General features: G+C 61.0%; 17 protein-coding genes. 8 read left to right on the forward strand and 9 right to left on the reverse strand.

Features of this window, described 5'->3' with window-relative positions; translation table 11 throughout:
- Window positions 1-24 precede the first annotated feature (24 nt).
- Entirely contained in the window at window positions 25-960 is a 936-nt protein-coding gene (gene cysK, locus EDF61_RS04780) for a cysteine synthase A (RefSeq protein WP_105661227.1), read from the forward strand.
- A gap of 142 nt (window positions 961-1102) precedes the next feature.
- Window positions 1103-1687, forward strand: coding sequence for a serine O-acetyltransferase EpsC (epsC, locus tag EDF61_RS04785; protein WP_105657773.1), 585 nt, complete (start codon window positions 1103-1105; stop codon window positions 1685-1687).
- 182 nt (window positions 1688-1869) lie between these two features.
- Here epsC and EDF61_RS04790 read toward each other — a convergent pair whose 3' ends face one another.
- Window positions 1870-3150: a dicarboxylate/amino acid:cation symporter gene (locus tag EDF61_RS04790; RefSeq protein ID WP_133833413.1), complete on the reverse strand. Its 1281-nt coding sequence runs from the start codon at window positions 3148-3150 to the stop codon at window positions 1870-1872.
- Between the two features lie 298 nt (window positions 3151-3448).
- Window positions 3449-3961 carry a hypothetical protein gene (locus EDF61_RS04795; RefSeq protein WP_133833414.1) on the reverse strand — a complete coding sequence of 171 codons (513 nt, stop codon included), beginning with the start codon at window positions 3959-3961 and terminating at the stop codon, window positions 3449-3451.
- A 130-nt stretch (window positions 3962-4091) separates the two neighbouring features.
- Between EDF61_RS04795 and EDF61_RS04800 the strand changes: the two genes are divergently transcribed.
- Window positions 4092-6353: an ATP-binding cassette domain-containing protein gene (locus EDF61_RS04800; RefSeq protein ID WP_133833415.1), complete on the forward strand. Its 2262-nt coding sequence runs from the start codon at window positions 4092-4094 to the stop codon at window positions 6351-6353.
- 2 nt (window positions 6354-6355) lie between these two features.
- Window positions 6356-6856 carry a GNAT family N-acetyltransferase gene (locus tag EDF61_RS04805; protein ID WP_133833416.1) on the forward strand — a complete coding sequence of 167 codons (501 nt, stop codon included), beginning with the start codon at window positions 6356-6358 and terminating at the stop codon, window positions 6854-6856.
- On the opposite strand, the gene EDF61_RS04810 is transcribed toward EDF61_RS04805, so the two are convergent.
- The 3 genes from EDF61_RS04810 to EDF61_RS04820 all read right to left on the reverse strand — a co-directional run bounded on the left by EDF61_RS04810 (window position 6857) and on the right by EDF61_RS04820 (window position 8729).
- A complete protein-coding gene (locus EDF61_RS04810; protein WP_133833417.1) occupies window positions 6857-7126 on the reverse strand; it encodes a hypothetical protein in 270 nt (89 codons plus the stop codon). It lies immediately after the preceding gene.
- A gap of 148 nt (window positions 7127-7274) precedes the next feature.
- A complete protein-coding gene (locus EDF61_RS04815) occupies window positions 7275-8285 on the reverse strand; it encodes an NADP-dependent oxidoreductase (RefSeq protein WP_133833418.1) in 1011 nt (336 codons plus the stop codon).
- Window positions 8286-8336: 51 nt separating this feature from the next.
- Window positions 8337-8729: a DUF1304 domain-containing protein gene (locus tag EDF61_RS04820; protein ID WP_133833419.1), complete on the reverse strand. Its 393-nt coding sequence runs from the start codon at window positions 8727-8729 to the stop codon at window positions 8337-8339.
- A 92-nt stretch (window positions 8730-8821) separates the two neighbouring features.
- Here EDF61_RS04820 and EDF61_RS04825 point away from each other — a divergent pair, with 92 nt between their 5' ends.
- Entirely contained in the window at window positions 8822-9400 is a 579-nt protein-coding gene (locus tag EDF61_RS04825) for a TetR/AcrR family transcriptional regulator (protein ID WP_133833420.1), read from the forward strand.
- 595 nt (window positions 9401-9995) lie between these two features.
- Here EDF61_RS04825 and gnd read toward each other — a convergent pair.
- Complete coding sequence (gnd, locus tag EDF61_RS04830; RefSeq protein ID WP_105657765.1) at window positions 9996-11435, reverse strand: NADP-dependent phosphogluconate dehydrogenase; 1440 nt, start codon at window positions 11433-11435, stop codon at window positions 9996-9998.
- Window positions 11436-11643: 208 nt separating this feature from the next.
- Between gnd and EDF61_RS04835 the strand changes: the two genes are divergently transcribed.
- The gene (locus EDF61_RS04835; RefSeq protein WP_133833421.1) at window positions 11644-12378 is read left to right on the forward strand and encodes a FadR/GntR family transcriptional regulator; all 735 of its coding nucleotides are present in this window, start codon (window positions 11644-11646) and stop codon (window positions 12376-12378) included.
- Between the two features lie 90 nt (window positions 12379-12468).
- Here the strand turns inward: EDF61_RS04835 and EDF61_RS04840 are convergent, their stop codons facing one another.
- Both EDF61_RS04840 and EDF61_RS04845 read right to left on the reverse strand, forming a co-directional pair.
- Window positions 12469-13884, reverse strand: coding sequence for a GntP family permease (locus EDF61_RS04840; RefSeq protein ID WP_133833422.1), 1416 nt, complete (start codon window positions 13882-13884; stop codon window positions 12469-12471).
- 66 nt (window positions 13885-13950) lie between these two features.
- On the reverse strand, window positions 13951-14457 hold the full coding sequence (locus tag EDF61_RS04845; protein ID WP_105661221.1) for a gluconokinase: 507 nt from the start codon (window positions 14455-14457) through the stop codon (window positions 13951-13953).
- 322 nt (window positions 14458-14779) lie between these two features.
- Here EDF61_RS04845 and EDF61_RS04850 point away from each other — a divergent pair, with 322 nt between their 5' ends.
- A complete protein-coding gene (locus EDF61_RS04850; protein WP_105657761.1) occupies window positions 14780-15040 on the forward strand; it encodes a GlsB/YeaQ/YmgE family stress response membrane protein in 261 nt (86 codons plus the stop codon).
- A gap of 93 nt (window positions 15041-15133) precedes the next feature.
- Here the strand turns inward: EDF61_RS04850 and EDF61_RS04855 are convergent, their stop codons facing one another.
- Complete coding sequence (locus EDF61_RS04855) at window positions 15134-16066, reverse strand: zeta toxin family protein (protein WP_133833423.1); 933 nt, start codon at window positions 16064-16066, stop codon at window positions 15134-15136.
- 110 nt (window positions 16067-16176) lie between these two features.
- Between EDF61_RS04855 and trhA the strand changes: the two genes are divergently transcribed.
- Window positions 16177-16866, forward strand: coding sequence for a PAQR family membrane homeostasis protein TrhA (gene trhA / locus EDF61_RS04860; protein WP_181148856.1), 690 nt, complete (start codon window positions 16177-16179; stop codon window positions 16864-16866).
- Window position 16867: the final 1 nt, after the last annotated feature.

The raw sequence follows: 16867 nt of genomic DNA on the forward strand, positions 1-16867 counted from the left end.
AGTCACGTAAGGATTGCATACAAGATGGGCAAGATCTACAACAACGTCACCGAAGTCGTCGGCAACACCCCGCTGGTGAAGCTGAACCGCGTCGGCGAGGGCCTGCCAGGGAACATCGCTGTGAAGCTGGAATTCTACAACCCGGCGAACTCCGTCAAGGACCGCATCGGCGTGGCCATCGTTGATGCAGCCGAAGCCTCTGGTGCATTGAAGCCAGGCGGCACCATCGTTGAGGGCACTTCGGGCAACACCGGCATTGCACTGGCGATGGTCGGTGCAGCCCGCGGCTACAAGGTCATCTTGACCATGCCTGAAACCATGTCCACCGAGCGCCGTGTGATGCTGCGCGCTTTCGGCGCCGAGATCGTGCTGACCCCGGGCGCCGACGGCATGCGCGGGGCTGTGGAAAAGGCCAAGGAGATTGTTGCGACTTCCGAGAACGCTATCTGGGCGCAGCAGTTCGCCAACACCGCCAACCCGCAGGTCCACGCAGAGACCACCGGTCCGGAGATCTGGTCCGATACCGAAGGCAAGATCGATGTCCTGGTTGCCGGCATCGGTACCGGTGGCACTATCACCGGTGCAGGCCGCTACCTGAAGGAAAAGAACCCAAACCTGAAGATCGTGGCCGTTGAGCCCAAGGATTCCCCGATCCTCAACGGCGGAAAGCCCGGCCCGCACAAGATCCAGGGACTGGGAGCGAACTTCATCCCCGAGGTGCTCGACACCGAGCTGTACGACGAAGTCCTGGATGCCAGCATCGAGGATTCGGTATCGACCGCTCGCGCGCTGGGCGTCAAGGAAGGCATCCTCGGCGGCATCTCCGCTGGCGCAGCCGTTTGGGGTGCGGTACAGATCGCCGCGCGTGAAGAGAACGCCGGCAAGCAGATCGTTGCGATCATCCCGGACTTCGGTGAGCGCTACATCTCCACCCTGCTCTTCGACGACATCCGCGGCTAAGTCAATTTGCAGAAGCAGAATAAATCGGCGCGAGCCACTGTTGGGTCTATAGAGAGACCTGTATCGGTGCAACTCGCGCCGATTTGCTGTGTGACATCTGCGGATTGTCCCCGAGCGAACCGCAACCCCTAAGGTAGTATTCATGAGTTTTTTCTCCCGCCTGCGTGAGGATTTGGCCAACGCACGCCAGCACGATCCGGCAGCGCGAAGCGATCCGGAAAACTTCTTCGTGTATTCCGGACTGCACGCGATCTGGCTGCACCGGTTGGCCCACAAGATGTGGCAGAACCCCTCGCTGAAGTGGCCAGCGCGTTTGCTATCCCAGGCGAACCGCGCCCTGACCGGGATCGAGATCCATCCCGGCGCCACCATTGGGCGCCGCTTCTTCATCGACCACGGCATGGGCATCGTCATTGGCGAGACTGCCGAAATCGGCGATGACGTCATGCTGTACCACGGGGTGACCCTCGGCGGCCGTTCACTGGCCAAGGTCAAGCGCCACCCGACCATCGGTGACCGCGTGGTCATCGGTGCCGGAGCCAAGGTGCTCGGCCCGATCGTCATCGGCGCCGATTCCGCCATCGGTGCGAACGCCGTGGTCGTCAAGGATGCTCCGGAAGGCTCGATCGTCACCGGAATCCCCGCACAGAACCGTCCGCGCAGGCCTGAAGAACGCAAGCCTGCTGTAGACCCGGCCGAGTACATCGACCCGGCCATGTGGATCTAGTACTACCGCTGCTGCCACTGCGGCAAAGCAAACCCGCCCAGCACACGGACCGGCCACGGTCCGCCTGCTGGGCGGGTTTTCGCTTTCGCCCCGATCCTTGCGGGCAAAGCAAAACGTCGATGCCCGGTACCACTGCGAGTCTGGTACCGGGCATCGATGCCTATGCGAGTGATGGAAGCCGTTTAGGCCAGCTTGTGCTCACCTGATTCGCTGCCATCGGCCAACTCAACGATCTCAGCCTCGGGATCCTGGGGCTGGGCGCCGAGCTTTCCTCGGGTCAGCTTGTGCATGATCATGGCCAGCGCGCCGTCACCGGTCACGTTGGTTGCGGTGCCGAAGCTATCCAGCGCAATGTAGGCTGCGAACATCAGGCCGACTTCGACCTCGCCGAAGCCCAGCATCTGTGCGAGCAGTCCGGCAGCGGCGGCGATAGCGCCACCTGGCACGCCTGGTGCTGCAATCATCATGACGCCGAGCATCAGGATGAATGGGAAGTAGGTGCCGAAGGAAACGTCGCCACCGGTCAGCAGGAGCACTGCGATGGAGAAGCAGGTGATCTTGACCATCGAGCCTGAAAGGTGGATGGTGGCGCACAGCGGGACGACGAAGCCGGCTACCGTGTCGGAAACACCATTTTTCTTGGCTGATTCCAGCGTCACCGGAATGGTTGCAGCCGAGGATGAGGTACCCAAGGCGGTGAAGTAGGCATTGCGCATGCCCCACAGTGCGGCCAGCGGGTTGCGCTTGTTCATCGCCCCAGCGATGGAGTACTGCACCAGCAGGACAACCAGGGTCAGTGCGAAGGAGACCACGGCGACGAAGAGGAACTTCTGCACCACGGTGACGGCGTCCCCGGCAGCGGACAGATCCAGGAAGATTCCGAAGATGAACAGCGGCAACGCGGGAACAATCACACGGCGGATCACCATCTCGATAATGCTGCGGAACTCCACTGTCCCACGGAAGATCACGGTGGATCGGAAGGCCGTCAGGCCCAGGCCCAGCATGAATGCCAGTACCAGTGCAGTCATGACGCCCATCAGCGGAGTCAGCACGATTTCGGTTGCCGCTTCGCCCGCACTGCCGACCAGGGAAATATACGGTTCGAAACCTGATCCTTCGCCTGCGCCAACTTCCTCGACGCCTCCGCCGGAAAGCGACTTGGTGAATAGCCAACGGCTCACGAAGTACGCGAGCAGTCCCGCGCACAGGGTGGAGGTGTAGGCGATAACCGCGGTGATGCCCAACCACTTTCCTGCGCCCTTGCCGAGTTCAGCGATAGCCGGTGCCACCAAGCCGAAGATGATCAACGGCACGATGAACCCAAGGAATCCGGAGAAGATCGAGTTGTAGGTCAGGAATACGCTTCCTAGCCACACCGGCATAACCGGGCCAAGCAGAATACCCAGCAGGATGGCAACGAGCACCCAGCCAAGCAGTGGGATAGATTTCAGCAGCTTCATGAATGTCCTTTAAACGGTTAGGGATCGGAGCGCACTGTTGGACGGGCCACAAGTGTGTCGTGGCGCACGCCTCAATCATGATAGACGTAATTTTTGTTACACCGAAATCCTGTGAATGGATTGAGTGTTACGAGAATACGCCCTTCTGCCGAATATTCTCTACCGTAAATCGCAACACGCTCAATCAGGTTCGATCCCTGGTGCAGCAGGGGTTCGTGAGTTGAATATTCGGCGATTTTAACAGCAGCAGGGCGGGTCTGCCCCATTAAGCAGTCCCGCCCTGGCTTGGATTCATTGATTATTCGAAGTTCGCTTCGACCACGCCTTGTTCTTGGCCCTGGCCCACCACCTGGCTTTGCACGCGGAGGTTGAGCACGAATCCGTCATCGGCATTTTCATAACTCACGAAGACCGAACCGGCTCCGGCATCGCTGCCCGTTTGCGACCAGTTCGGTCTGCCCGCCGCCGAATGCCCGGTGAGCAAGGCGACCACCTGATCGGTGGCCAGCTGTTGCATCTGCGCTTCATTTCCATTGCCCCAAGCGACGACCAGGGCATCTGCATACTCGGTAGCGCTCGATGGGAGCTTGCCCAGCTCTTGGCCTCCGACAGTTCCAGATTGCTCCGACTCCCCGGCATCCCCGGAAGAGGATGCCGTTGGCGATGCGGACTGCGTTGGGCTGGCTTCAGGAGTTGACGGCTCCTGGCTTGCGGTGCCACCTGCAGTGCTGCCGCAACCGGCGAGCGCGAGGCAGCCGGCCAGTGCCGCCACCGAGCTGAGCCTGAGTAGTTTCCTAGTTCTATCCGGCATGGATTTCTCCGCTCTCGCAGGGGGTCGCTGATTCCTTGTGGGTTCGATACTCCACCGGAATCGGCAGCGTTTGCAAGTCCGCCGCCCTCCAGCAGGTGTCGGTTGGAGCATTTCTCAGTAGGCTTGGGGCATGAGCCAGCACCCTGCCGATAGCCATGACACCATTCGAGTACGCCAAGCCCGGGAAAACAACTTGCGAGGTGTTGACGTCGATATTCCAAAACGGCGCATTACCGCGTTTACCGGTGTTTCCGGTTCCGGCAAGTCCTCCCTGGTGTTCGGCACGATTGCTGCAGAGTCCCAGCGCCTGATCAATGAAACGTATACGACCTTCATCCAGAGCTTCATGCCCTCGATGCCCCGGCCTGATGTAGAAGTGCTGGAAAACCTCTCCACGGCCATCGTGGTCGACCAGGAACGCATGGGCGCGAATTCGCGTTCTACCGTGGGCACGGCGACCGACGCCTACTCGCTCTTGCGCGTTCTGTATTCGCGTTATTCCACTCCGAGCGCCGGCGGCGCTGGCGCGTACTCGTTTAATCTCGGCCAGGGCGCGTGCCCGGTCTGCGAGGGTTTCGGCACCGAGGCGAGCATCGACCTTGATGAGCTGCTGGATTGGGACAAGTCGCTGAACGAGGGAGCCATCAAGGCGCCGAACTTTGCCCCGGATTCCTGGCTGTGGCAGACGCTGACTGCCGGCACGCAGGCAGATCTGGACATGAAGCTCAGGGACATGCCCAGTGCCATGCTTGACCGCTTGCTCCACGAGGAAGCAGGCAAGGTCAAGCTCAATGGGGCCAACATGAGCTACTCCGGTTTGGTCACGCGCATCAAGTCCAATTACATCCATTCGGGCAGGGAGATCAAGCAAGCCCATATTCGTGCCTGGATCGAACGCATCTCCACGACCGCACCGTGCTCTGCCTGCGCCGGATCACGGCTCGGCCAGGCCGCTCGCGCTTCGAAGATCAATTCCTTGGGAATCGCGGACATGACGGCACTGCAGGTTTCCGAGCTGCTCGAAACCCTGGAGAAGATCCAGATTCCGGATGCCGCGCCGCTGATAGCCAATTTGAAGGCCGTGCTCAAATCCATGGTGGATTTAGGGTTGGGCTACCTGTCCCTTGACCGTCCGGCGGGGACCCTTTTGGGCGGCGAAGCCCAGCGCGTGAAGATGATCCGGCATCTTGGATCGGCGCTCAGTGATGTCACGTATGTCTTCGACGAGCCCACCGTTGGATTGCATCCCCATGACATCCAGCGGATGAACGGGTTGCTAGCTAGCCTTCGGGACAAGGGCAATACCGTACTGGTGGTGGAGCACAAGCCCGAGGTCATCGGCATCGCGGACCACGTGATCGACTTGGGCCCGGGCGCGGGTACCCATGGCGGCACCATTTGCTACAGCGGTCCAGTGGACGGCCTGCTGTCCAGCGATACGCTGACCGGAACGCACTTCACCACACGTGCTGCGCTCAATGCGAACCCGCGCGAGGCACAGGGGTCCATGCAAGTGCGCGGTGCCTCCTTGCACAACCTGAAGAATGTTTCCGTGGATATCCCTACCGGCGTGATGTGCGCAATCACCGGTGTCGCCGGTTCGGGCAAATCCACGCTGATCCATTCGACAATCGCCAAACGTGATGACGTGGCGGTGGTGGACCAAACCGCCATCCGGGGCTCCCGGCGTTCGAACCCGGCCACCTATACCGGGATCATGGATCCGATCCGTGCGGCGTTTGCGAAAGCCAACGGCGTGAAGCCTGCCCTGTTCAGCGCCAATTCGGCCGGAGCGTGCCCGGGGTGCAACGGTGTCGGATACACCTATACGGATTTGGCTTCCATGGCCGGAGTGGCCTTGCCTTGCGAGCAGTGCGGCGGCAAGCGATTCACCGCTGATGTGCTGGAATACACCCTCGATGGGTTGAACATTGCCGAAGTCCTGGACTTGAGCATGGAAGAAGCATTGGAGCAGCTCAAAGTGCCCAAGGCGAAGGCCGTGCTCGAACGCCTGAACCAGGTGGGGCTGGGATACCTGAAACTGGGACAGCGGCTGAACACGCTTTCTGGCGGCGAACGGCAGCGAATCAAGCTGGCTATCCATTTAGGCCAGGGCGCCGGTACCTACATCCTGGACGAGCCAACCACAGGATTGCACATGGCTGATGTGCAGAACCTGCTGCGCCTGCTGGACGAGATGGTCGATGAAGGCAATACCGTCGTGGTCATCGAGCATCATCTAGCCGTGGTTGCCCACGGCGACTGGGTCATTGACTTGGGTCCCGGGGCAGGGCACGAAGGAGGAAGCATTGTCTTCGAAGGGACCCCGGCTGACCTTGCCGCCTCCGGCACCCTGACCGGAGTTCATCTGTCCGACTACATCAAGGGATAGGAATGGCCCAGAAGCTCAGGAAACCGCTGCCTGCCGACGCGCAGGAGCTGGCCAGGCTGCATGTCGAATGCTGGAAAGAAACCTACACGCAGCTGCTGCCAGATGGTTTCTTCGACCCTGCCCACAGTGAGCAGCGGCTGGGCATGTGGACTCGGGTCCTGGATGACCCGAATCCGCTCTTCAGGATTTCGGTGGCGGAAAGTGAGGACGGGAAGCTTGTCGGTTTCGCCCTCAGCGCACCTCCCACCGGCAATACCGACGGGATACCGGAGCACGTCTCACGCCAGCTGTACAACCTGTATGTGCTCAAGGTCTTCCATGGCGACGGAACAGGGCAGGGGCTGCTGGATGCAGTCCTTGGCGATGAGCCGGCCGTGCTGTGGGTGGCGGCCCAGAATCCGCGTGCCATCCGATTCTACGAACGCAACGGATTCGCCTTCGACGGCGTGAGCGAGGTCGACCCGGCTGCTCCGAAAATTACCGACGCAAGAATGATCCGGTAGCTAGCAAGCGGAGAGAATCCCGAGGATGTCCGGGTCGCTCCCACGACCCAGTTTCGCGTCGATTTGCAGCACCAGCTGCGCCTGGCGAATCAGCGCGCCGTATTCGGGGCCAGGATCGGGGGTCGCGCGGATTCCCGTGGAGCTGAGTTGGCGCAATTTGTCCCGGGCTTCGGGCAGCTCGCCGAGGCCTTGCAGCCAGTCGAGCATCGAGGTACCGACGTTCTGCTCGGTGATGCCAAGGGACATCCGCCGGGCAATGGGGTACTGCACGCACAGCGACCATTGCCTGGCGGGTATCCAGCATCGAGCGAGAGCAGGATTCCCCGCCCCGCGCCCCAGCCACCACCTTAACCGGTCCTGCTCCGGTCCTAGCCCCTGAATCGGGGGTCGGGCCGGAGCAGTCTTCGGGTCGGCGGAATTAGATGCGCACCAGCATCTTGCCGGTGTTCGCACCACGCATCATGCCAAGGAAGGCGTCCACGGTATTCTCAATGCCGTCAACGATCGTCTCGTCGTAGGCGATCTTGCCTTCGGAGAACCACTTGCCCATGCGCTCGCCGAACTCCGGGGCGAGGTCAAGGTAGCTGGAGAGGGTGAATCCCTGCAGTTTCAGGCCGCGGGTGATCAAGTTGGCCATGTTCTTCGGGCCCGGAGTCGACTCGGTGGTGTTGTAGCTGGCTATAGCGCCGCACAGGGCAGCACGACCGGAATCGTTGAACGCTGCCAGGGCGGCTTCGAGGTGGTCCCCGCCCACGTTGTCGAAGAAGACATCGATGCCTTCCGGGGCTGCGGCGGCCAGTTGCCCGCGGACATCTCCATCCTTGTAGTTGAAGGCGGCATCGTAGCCGTACTTGCTGGTCAGCAGTTCAACCTTCTCTGCGCTGCCAGCCGAGCCGATGACGCGCTTAGCACCCATGAGCTTGGCGACCTGCCCGGCAGCCGTGCCCACGGCACCTGCAGCGCCGGAGACGAAGACGGTCTCGCCCTCGGCAAGATTGGCGACTGCGCTCAGGCCTACATAGGCGGTCAAGCCGGTCATGCCCAAGATGTGCAGGCGCAGCGACGAGGAAACGCCGGGCAGATCAGGTGCCGGCTTGAAGTTCGCAGAGTCATCCTGCACGGTGTCAGACCAGCCCAGCTGATGCTGGACCAAGGTGCCTGCCGGGAACGCTTCGTCCGCTGTCTCGATGACACGGCCAATTGCGCCGCCGAGGATCTGCTCGCCAATCTTGAATGGCGGGATGTAGGAACGGGTGTCATTCATGCGTCCGCGCATGTACGGGTCCACGGAAATGAACTCGTTGCGCACCCGGATTTCACCGGTCTTCAGCTCCGGCAACTCAACGGTCTGGACGGTGAAGTTCTCCTGCGTTGGCCAACCGGACGGACGGGAGGCGAGCAGGATCTGCGTGCTGGTTGCTTCAGTCATGGTTACCAGTTCTTTCAATTCTCGGTGATATTGGAAACTCTCGGTGTCGTTCTAGTTGCCCAGCGCCAGGCCAAGGGCCAGCAGCGCAACTGACAGCAGCGGGAACATCCCCTGCTTGACGGCCAGCTTGGCTTTGCCCGGGCTCCCCAGTGCCAGCACCAATGCGGCGGCCAGCATGGAGCCGGCTCCGGCGAAGACCAGCGTGGAACCCACAGCCAAGTGGCCCATGCCCAGGGCAATCACCCCGGCAAGTGCGGCAACTGCCAAGAAGAGGTTGTAGAACCCCTGGTTGAAGGCCATTTCGCGCGTTGCTTCTGCTTCAGCCTCGCTGGTCTTGAACAAGGCGCGGGTTTTTCCAGTGGTCCAGGTGATGGACTCCATCGAGAAGATGTAGATGTGGAGCAGGGCAGCGGCGGTTGCGAAGATCTGCGCGGCGATGATCATGGCTAGTCCTTGGTGTTGGGAAGGCAACTATTCTGTAACGACCATTTCAATATATACTGGAATGGTCGTTACGAAAAGAGGAGGTGGGTGTGATGGCGCGTACATCTGCATTCGACAAGGAAGCGGCTATCCAGAACGCCCGTTCGGTGTTCTGGTCCAAGGGCTTCGAGGCCACGTCCATTCCCGAACTTGAAAATGCCACCGGCCTGAGCCGTTCAAGTATCTACAACTCCTTCGGCTCCAAGCGCGGCCTGTTCGATGCCGCAGTAGACAGCTACCTTAATGAAATTGTCCGCCCGCGGTTGCGTCCGCTGCTCCAGGACCCAGTACCTTCACAGGCATTGGGAGACTATCTGCGTGGGCTTGCTGCCGTTTTCGCGAAGCCGGAGTCCCTGCCGGCAGCCCATGGGTGCCTGCTGATCAACACCGCCAGCGCACCGATTGCAGCAGAGAATGAAATCGCCGCCATCATTTCCGCGTACCGGGAAGAACTTGATGAAGCCATGGGCCGTGGCTTGCATGCCCTTCGTCCGGATCTTTCAGTCGAGCGCCACGCCCTGCTGAGCGACACCGTCACCGGTCTGGTGGTAGCGGCCTTCGCTCTGGTGCGCATCTCCCCCAGCGAAGCTGTTCGCTTGTTGCAATGCGCCGAGAATTTGCTGGAAGACTAGGACCGGTCTTCTGCCCCTATTCCTTTCCGGGATTAAGGCGCAAAGCCCCGGGGGCACCTGTTGTCCGGATTGCTTCTAGCCAGGCACTGATCCACGGATCCATTCTTTGAATGCATCGCGGAGGGCTGCCGGCTCGATGCGCAGGGGCTCCGCCGACTGCTGCCAGCGGCAGATCGTTCTGCAATCAGCGAGTTTTCTGCCGCGTGCTGGATACGGGAACGCCTGCTTTTCATCCGATTAAATAGTCCGGCTCCTGCGCTTCGACGGCCGCAGCCAATCACCGGCGCATGCTTGGCAGATCAGTTCGCACGCAGCAGGCATTAATCGTCGCGCTCGCCACGGACAATCCAACCGCCTTTGGCTGCCGCACCGATTTTCCGCGCCGCTAGGATCCGTACTCCCCTGAGCGCATGGCGCTGGCCGGGACCTGCGCCTATCCCACCCAGCATTCTGCTGAGCACGCCCCACGGCTGCCAGTTCCAGCTAAGCGGGACAGCGCGCAGAAGGGCCCAAATGGCAAAAGCCCACCAGTTCAATCGAATTGAACTGGTGGGCTTCGGATCAGCCAGCTGCTGCTAGCGTCAAATCACTCCGCTTAGTGGGTGTCCTCGGCAGCGATTTCGGTACGGTCACCGCTCCACTGCGTGTGGAAGGTGCCTTCCTTGTCGGTGCGACGGTAGGTGTGCGCACCGAAGTAGTCGCGCAGGCCCTGGGTCAGGGCTGCTGGCAGACGGTCGCGGCGCAGGCCATCGTAGTAAGCCAGCGACGAGGAGAACACTGGTGCAGGGATGCCCAGCTGGACAGCAACGGAAACCACGCGGCGCCATGCTGGAACTGCCTTGTTGATGGCTTCAGCGAATGCCGGAGCGAACAGCAAGTTCGAAGGCTTCTCGCCTGCCGAATAGGCAGCGGTGATGTCCTTGAGCAGGGCTGCGCGGATGATGCAGCCTTCACGCCACAGGCCAGCGATCTCGTCGAGCTTCAGGTCCCAGTTGTATTCGCCGGCAGCCGAAGTGAGCATGTCGAGGCCCTGCGCGTAGGAGACGAGCTTCGAAGCGAACAGCGCCTGGCGCACATCCTCGACGAAGTTCTCCGGCAAGGTGACCTCGGCAGTTTCGCCGGTCAGCACCTTCTGGCCCACGGCGCGGATATCGCGCTGCGAGGAAAGGGAACGGGCGAAGACCGACTCGGCGATGGCCGAAACAGGCGAGCCCATATCCAGGCCGGACTGCACGGTCCAACGGCCGGTGCCCTTCTGGCCTGCGGAGTCCTGGATGACGTCGACCAGCGGCTTGCCGGTGGAAGCATCGACGTGGCCGAGCACTTCAGCGGTGATCTCGATCAGGAAGCTGGACAGTTCGCCCTGGTTCCATTCGTTGAAGATCTCCGACTGCTTGGCTGGCTCGATGCCGGCGGCGCTGCGCATCAGATCGTAGGCTTCGCCAATGACCTGCATGTCGGCATATTCGATGCCGTTGTGCACCATCTTCACGAAGTGGCCTGCACCGTCGGTGGAGATCCAAGCGCAGCACGGTGCGCCGTCGTCGGCCTTGGCGGAGATCTTTTCCAGCATCGGGCCCAGCGACTTGTAGGATTCAGCGGAACCGCCGGGCATGATCGATGGGCCGAGCAGTGCGCCCTCTTCGCCACCGGAGACGCCGATGCCCACGAAGTGCAGGCCCTTTTCAGCCAGGGCAGCTTCGCGGCGGCGGGTGTCGGTGTAGTGCGAGTTGCCGGCGTCGATGACCACGTCGCCCTCTTCGAGCAGCGGCACCAGCTGGTCGATGACCGAGTCCACTGGACCGCCGGCCTTGACCATGATCAGCACGCGGCGCGGGGTTTCGAGGTTCGCTACCAGCTCTTCCAGGCTTTCGGTGCGAATGAAATCGCCCTCATCGCCATGTGCTTCAAGCAGCGCATCGGTCTTGCCGACCGAGCGGTTGTGCAGGGCGACGGTGTATCCGTTGCGAGCGAAGTTACGGGCAAGGTTTGCGCCCATGACGGCCAGACCTGTGACACCAATCTGTGCAGGCATAAAAATAAGTCTCCATCGATTACGGGGAGTTGAACCGCCAAGCAGAGACCGGATGAGTCACGATCCCTGTTCACGGCCACGTGACCTTTCCATCCTACAAGGGCGACGCCCGTGTTTTACAGAGGATCGCGTAAATTAAAGCATATTTATTTCGCGGATCGACTCGCCATAGTCCGATTTGGCGCAAGTCATTGGCTAAACTGACCCCATGGCAACTAGTCTGCACGCTCATGTGGTTGAGCACCTCGGCTCTCGCATTATCAGCGGGCAAATTCCGCGCGGCTCCATTATCCTCGCCGCCGACCTCGAGCAGAAGCTCCAGGTCTCGCGTTCGGTGATCCGTGAAGCCATCCGCGTTCTGGCCCAATGCGGCCTAGTCACCAGCACCAAGCGCGTGGGCATCCGCGTGCTGGGAGCGGAGCGCTGGAACCCCTACGACGATCATGTCATCCGCTGGCGGCTGGCCAGCGACCAGAAGGGCGCACAGCTGCGCTCGCTGACCGAGCTGCGCATTTCCGTAGAGCCGATGGCCGCGGAACTGGCGGCCGAGTTCGCCCCCGAAGCGATGCGCAAGGAGCTGATGATGCTCTCGGCGCAGATGAACCATTACGGGCGCCAAGGCGATTTGCGACGTTTCCTGGAACTGGATGTCCGATTCCACGCTGTGGTGCTGGCCGCCTCCGGCAATGAGATGTTTGCGAACCTCTCCACCCCGATCGGTGCGATTTTGCGCGGTCGTACCGAATTGGGCCTGATGCCTGAACGCCCGCACGAGGAAGCGTTGCTCTGGCACCAGTCGGTCGCCGATGCCATCTCCAATTCGGACTCCGCCAGCGCGCGGAAGAACATGGAAAGCATCATGCGCCGGACGCACAACGAGATCTGCAGCCTCTGGGACGGCGCGCCGCGCTTGTTCGTGGACCCGGCCAAGAGCTCCCAGTAACCCGGCGTTCCCTTCTTAAATGCGAATCCGCCGGGGCAGCGATCTGCATCGCTGCCCCGGCGGATTTTTTGTCCTGCTCGCTGCCCCTTTTTAGGCCAGCGCGCTCGCCAAACCGTAGAGCACCATGACGCAGGCGAAGCCGACCACCGATACCAGCGCCTGGCCAACGGTCCATACCTTCAAGGTGGTTGGCACATCGATGTCCAGGAAGCGCGAGATCAGCCAGAAGCCCGAGTCGTTGACGTGGCCGGCGAAGACCGAGCCTGCTGCCAGCGCGAGCACCATGGCGGCGACCTGGAATGCGGTCAGCGAGGCATCCGCCAGCACCGCCGGCTGGACAATGGCCGCCGCAGTGGTCAGCGCCACTGTTGCCGAGCCCTGGGCCAGTCGGACGATGGCCGCGATCAGGAAGCCGGCGACGATCAGCGGCATGCCCACCGATTCAAGCGAGGTGGCAATGGCGTTGCCGATGCCGCTGGCACGCAGCACTCCGCCGAACATGCCACCAGCGCCGGTGATCAGGATGATCGAGCAGACCGGGCCCAGCGCGGAGTCCACGATGGTCTCGGTCAAGGTCTTATCCTTGCCCTTGCGGAAGCCCAGAAGGAACATTCCCAGCAGCACAGTGATCAGCAGGGCCACCGGAGTTTCACCCAGCAGGCGCAGCCAGCGCACCCAGGAGGTTTCCGGGTCCACGACGCCGGCTGAGCCGAGCATATTCAGCCCCGTGTTCATGAAGATCAGCAACAGCGGGAGCAGCAGCAGGCTGAACACCGTGCCCACGGAAGGAGAGGACTTGAACTCGTCCTTAGATGCGCCGTTGCCCAGTGCCGCATCCAGGATATTCGGTACCGGGATGTTGAACTTCTTGCCGACAAACTTTCCAAAGAGATGGCCTGCAACGAACCAGGTTGGAATCGCGACGACCAGGCCGAGCACCAGCACGAGCCCGACGTTGGCTTCCAGCAGGCCGGAGGCGGCCACAGGGCCCGGGTGCGGCGGAACGAAGACGTGCATCACCGAGAATGCGGTGGCCGATGGGATGGCGTAGAGCAGCAGCGAGCCGCCCAAGCGGCGGGCCACGGTGAAGATGATCGGCAGCATGACTACCAGCCCGGCATCGAAGAAGATCGGGAAGCCGAAGAGCAGCGAGGCAACTGACAGTGCCAGCGGCGCGCGCTTCTCGCCGAACTTGGAGATCAGCCAGTTGGTCATCACATCGGCGCCGCCACTGGTTTCCAGCATGCGTCCGAGCATTGCGCCAAGGCCGACCAGCAGGGCCACACTGGCCAAGGTGGATCCGAAGCCTCCGGTCAGCGTCGTGATGACCGATTCAGCCGGGATGCCGGAAGCGACCGCGGTCAGCAAGCTGGTGAGCACCAGTGCGAGGAACGCGTGGACGCGGAAGCGGATAATCAGCACCAGCAGCAGCGCTACCGCACCGACCGCCAGCGTCAGGAGCCCGGGCGTACTTAACGTCCAGTTCAGTTCAAGCTCAGTTGTCATTGTCTTCCTTGATCAATGGGGGCTTCATGCCATAGGTGGTCTGTGGATTGCTGTCGGCGCACTGCACTAGGACAGTTTGGCGATCAGCTGTCGAACGATGTCCTCGGGGCTATCGGCAATATCGGCGCTGAGCACCGGCTCGTCCGCATCGGGAGCCTCAAGCGTGGCCAGCTGGCTGTCAAGCAGGCTGGTGGGCATGTACTCATGCGAACGCGCGTTCATCCGGTCCCGTATCAGCGTCGGGACACCGGTGAGGTGGATGAAAATCGTTGCTGGCTCCAAGCTGAGGATGAGATCCCGGTAGCTTCGCTTGAGTGCAGAACAGGCAATAACCAGCGGCGCTTGGTGCCGATTGCTTTCGGCCAGTTTGGCGCCGATCAGCTGCAGCCACGGCTCGCGGTCAGCGTCATCCAGAGACTGTCCGCCGGCCATTTTTTCCTTGTTGGCCTTGGGGTGCAGGTTGTCGCCATCAATGAATTCATGATGCAGCTGATCAGCCAGCATCTTTCCGATGGTGGTCTTGCCGCTGCCCGAGACACCCATTACAACAAGGGGCGGGACCTGTTCACTCATCCATTTACTCCGTCGTACGTGAACCTAATATATGACTTATGTTGTAGCCAAAGTCATAAAGTATGATTTAACTAGAGTAGGAGCGGCGGCGGACGCTGTCAACAGGTTGCACCTGGTTCACCAGGAAGATTCTGCAAAACATGTGGCCAGATGGGGAATTCCCGGATCAATTGGCCCGAGGTTCAAGCATGGCTTGAACCTAGCCTTTGAAAATGCTGAATTTCTTCGAGGTCGTTGTAGAACCCCAGCTCAATGCCATGTACTCTCGGTTTTTAAGTGGATCGAACCCGACCACTGCACAGTCTGACCATTGGAGCGAATCATGGGATTCATTGGATGGATAGTTTTGGGCTTGATTGCCGGAGCGATCGCAAAGGCCATTCTGCCCGGCAAGCAAGGTGGCGGCTGGATCGCTACCCTGATTCTCGGCGTCGTAGGCGCCCTACTCGGAGGCTGGATCGGAAGTGCTATCTTCGGTGAGGGCGTGGATGAGTTCTTCTCGATCTCAAGTTGGCTTCTTGCCATCGGTGGCGCCCTGATCGTCTTGGTCATTTGGGGCTTCATCACCAAACGACGGGCCTAAGGCACCTCCCGAGGGACCATTGTCCTGCGGATCTTGAATTCCCGCCGAGCAGCAGTACCAACTGCTGCTCGGCGGGTTTTTCTCTTGTCTTGGCTACTTCACCCGCAGCAGCTCAGAGCCCACGGATTCCCTGCGCAATTCGAAAAGCAGAAGGCTCCCGTCCGTGTCCGAGGCTTCCCCAAGCGCGGTATGGAACACCTTGAAGCTGAGTACCGAGGGGCAGTTGCGTGCGAACATCTGGGCCACGGCGGCTGGCCGGGACCGCTGGCCCGGGGCGTCGAAGACCATATCGGTAAATCCTTCGGGAACCCAGCGTGCACCAAGGTTGTCGTCGCCATCCAGGGAAGCTTCCTGCTGCTTTTCCCAGCGTTCAACGATCCGTTCTTCCGAGACATCCTGCGGCGCGTACGCCTCCACGATCTGAATCTCGTATCCGGCCTCCTGCAGCTGAGCTGCCAGCTTCTGCGCTGAATCCTCGGACGCAAGGACCTTGTCAATGACGACATTCAGTCCTTGCTCGAAGCATGCGGCACGCAGGTTCTCGCTGAGCATGGAAGATTCCTCATGCACCAGGCTCGCCATGTCCATCGGGAAGAACTGCTCACCGCGCTGCTCGCGCTCTTTGACTTCCCGAGGCTTGAAGAATCCTTCGTAGGTTCCGTCGTCTTGCGCTTCGCGCATCAGATTCGCCTTGAATTCATCGGCATCGATCACCACATAGTCATCTTCATGACCGCCAAGCAGTTCGCGCAGCAGGCTGCTCTTGCCGGCTCCCGGAGCTCCGGCAAGCACAACAGCCTGGCGCTGCGCTTGGGCGCCGCCCGCTGCCCGCAGTTCCTGGTCGATCAACCGCCGATGCAACTGGTCGCGTTCCCCGATCGCCTTCCACGAGCCCGGGGCCACTTCTTCGAACCAGTCAGGGTTGCGCACGGAGATGAACGGTGAATCATTGGCCAGCACTTCTCCGGGCTCATTGAGTTGAGCAATAGTCTTCAGGTGGTCGGTAATTTCTTGGTCATCTGCCATATTCGAATCCTAATCGGGATTAATCGCGATGACCCCACAGCACGCTGACAGCCGATTATCGTATAGTTCGATGATGGGCCCAGTGCCCGCGCACGACGTTAAGGAGACCCATGGCTACCGCACCGCTACCATCTGCAGGCAAAGGCCGAGCCGGGCGAACCTTCGCGCACATCGGCACCGAGCGTACTCGCTGGCGCGGGCTGATCCATGCCTGGTCCACCCCGGGCATTATCATCATGAGCCTGGTGCTGGTCGTACTGGCCAACGGACGCTTGGCGGAATGGACCACCGCGGTCTTCGCGCTCTGCTCGATCCTGCTCTTTGGCACCTCGGCGCTTTACCATCGTGGCAACTGGACCGACAAGGTCATGGGGCTCTTCCGCCGGGCCGACCATGCGAACATCTTCCTGCTCATTGCCGGCACCTACACTCCGGTAGCAGCATTGACCTTGCCCGGTCCGCAGGCGATCATCGTGCTGTCCGTCATCTGGGCCGGTGCACTGGCCGGCATTGCCATCAAGTCATTCTGGCCCGCGGCACCCCGCTGGGTTGGAGTCAGCCTCTACATCCTGCTCGGGTGGGGCGCATTGATGCAGTTGCCAGCGTTCTGGGCCGCGAACCCCGCGGTGATGATCCTGATTCTCGCTGGCGGCTTGGCCTACACGATCGGCGCGGTTTTCTACGCCACGAAGCGGCCAAATCCGCTGCCGAGCATTTTCGGATTCCACGAGCTCTTCCATGCCTGCACCGTCATGGCCTTCCTGTGCCACTGGACGGCTGTGCTTCTGGTGGCTCTGTAAG

The sequence above is a fragment of the Arthrobacter sp. JUb115 genome, from assembly GCF_004365035.1.
Lineage (GTDB): Bacteria > Actinomycetota > Actinomycetes > Actinomycetales > Micrococcaceae > Glutamicibacter.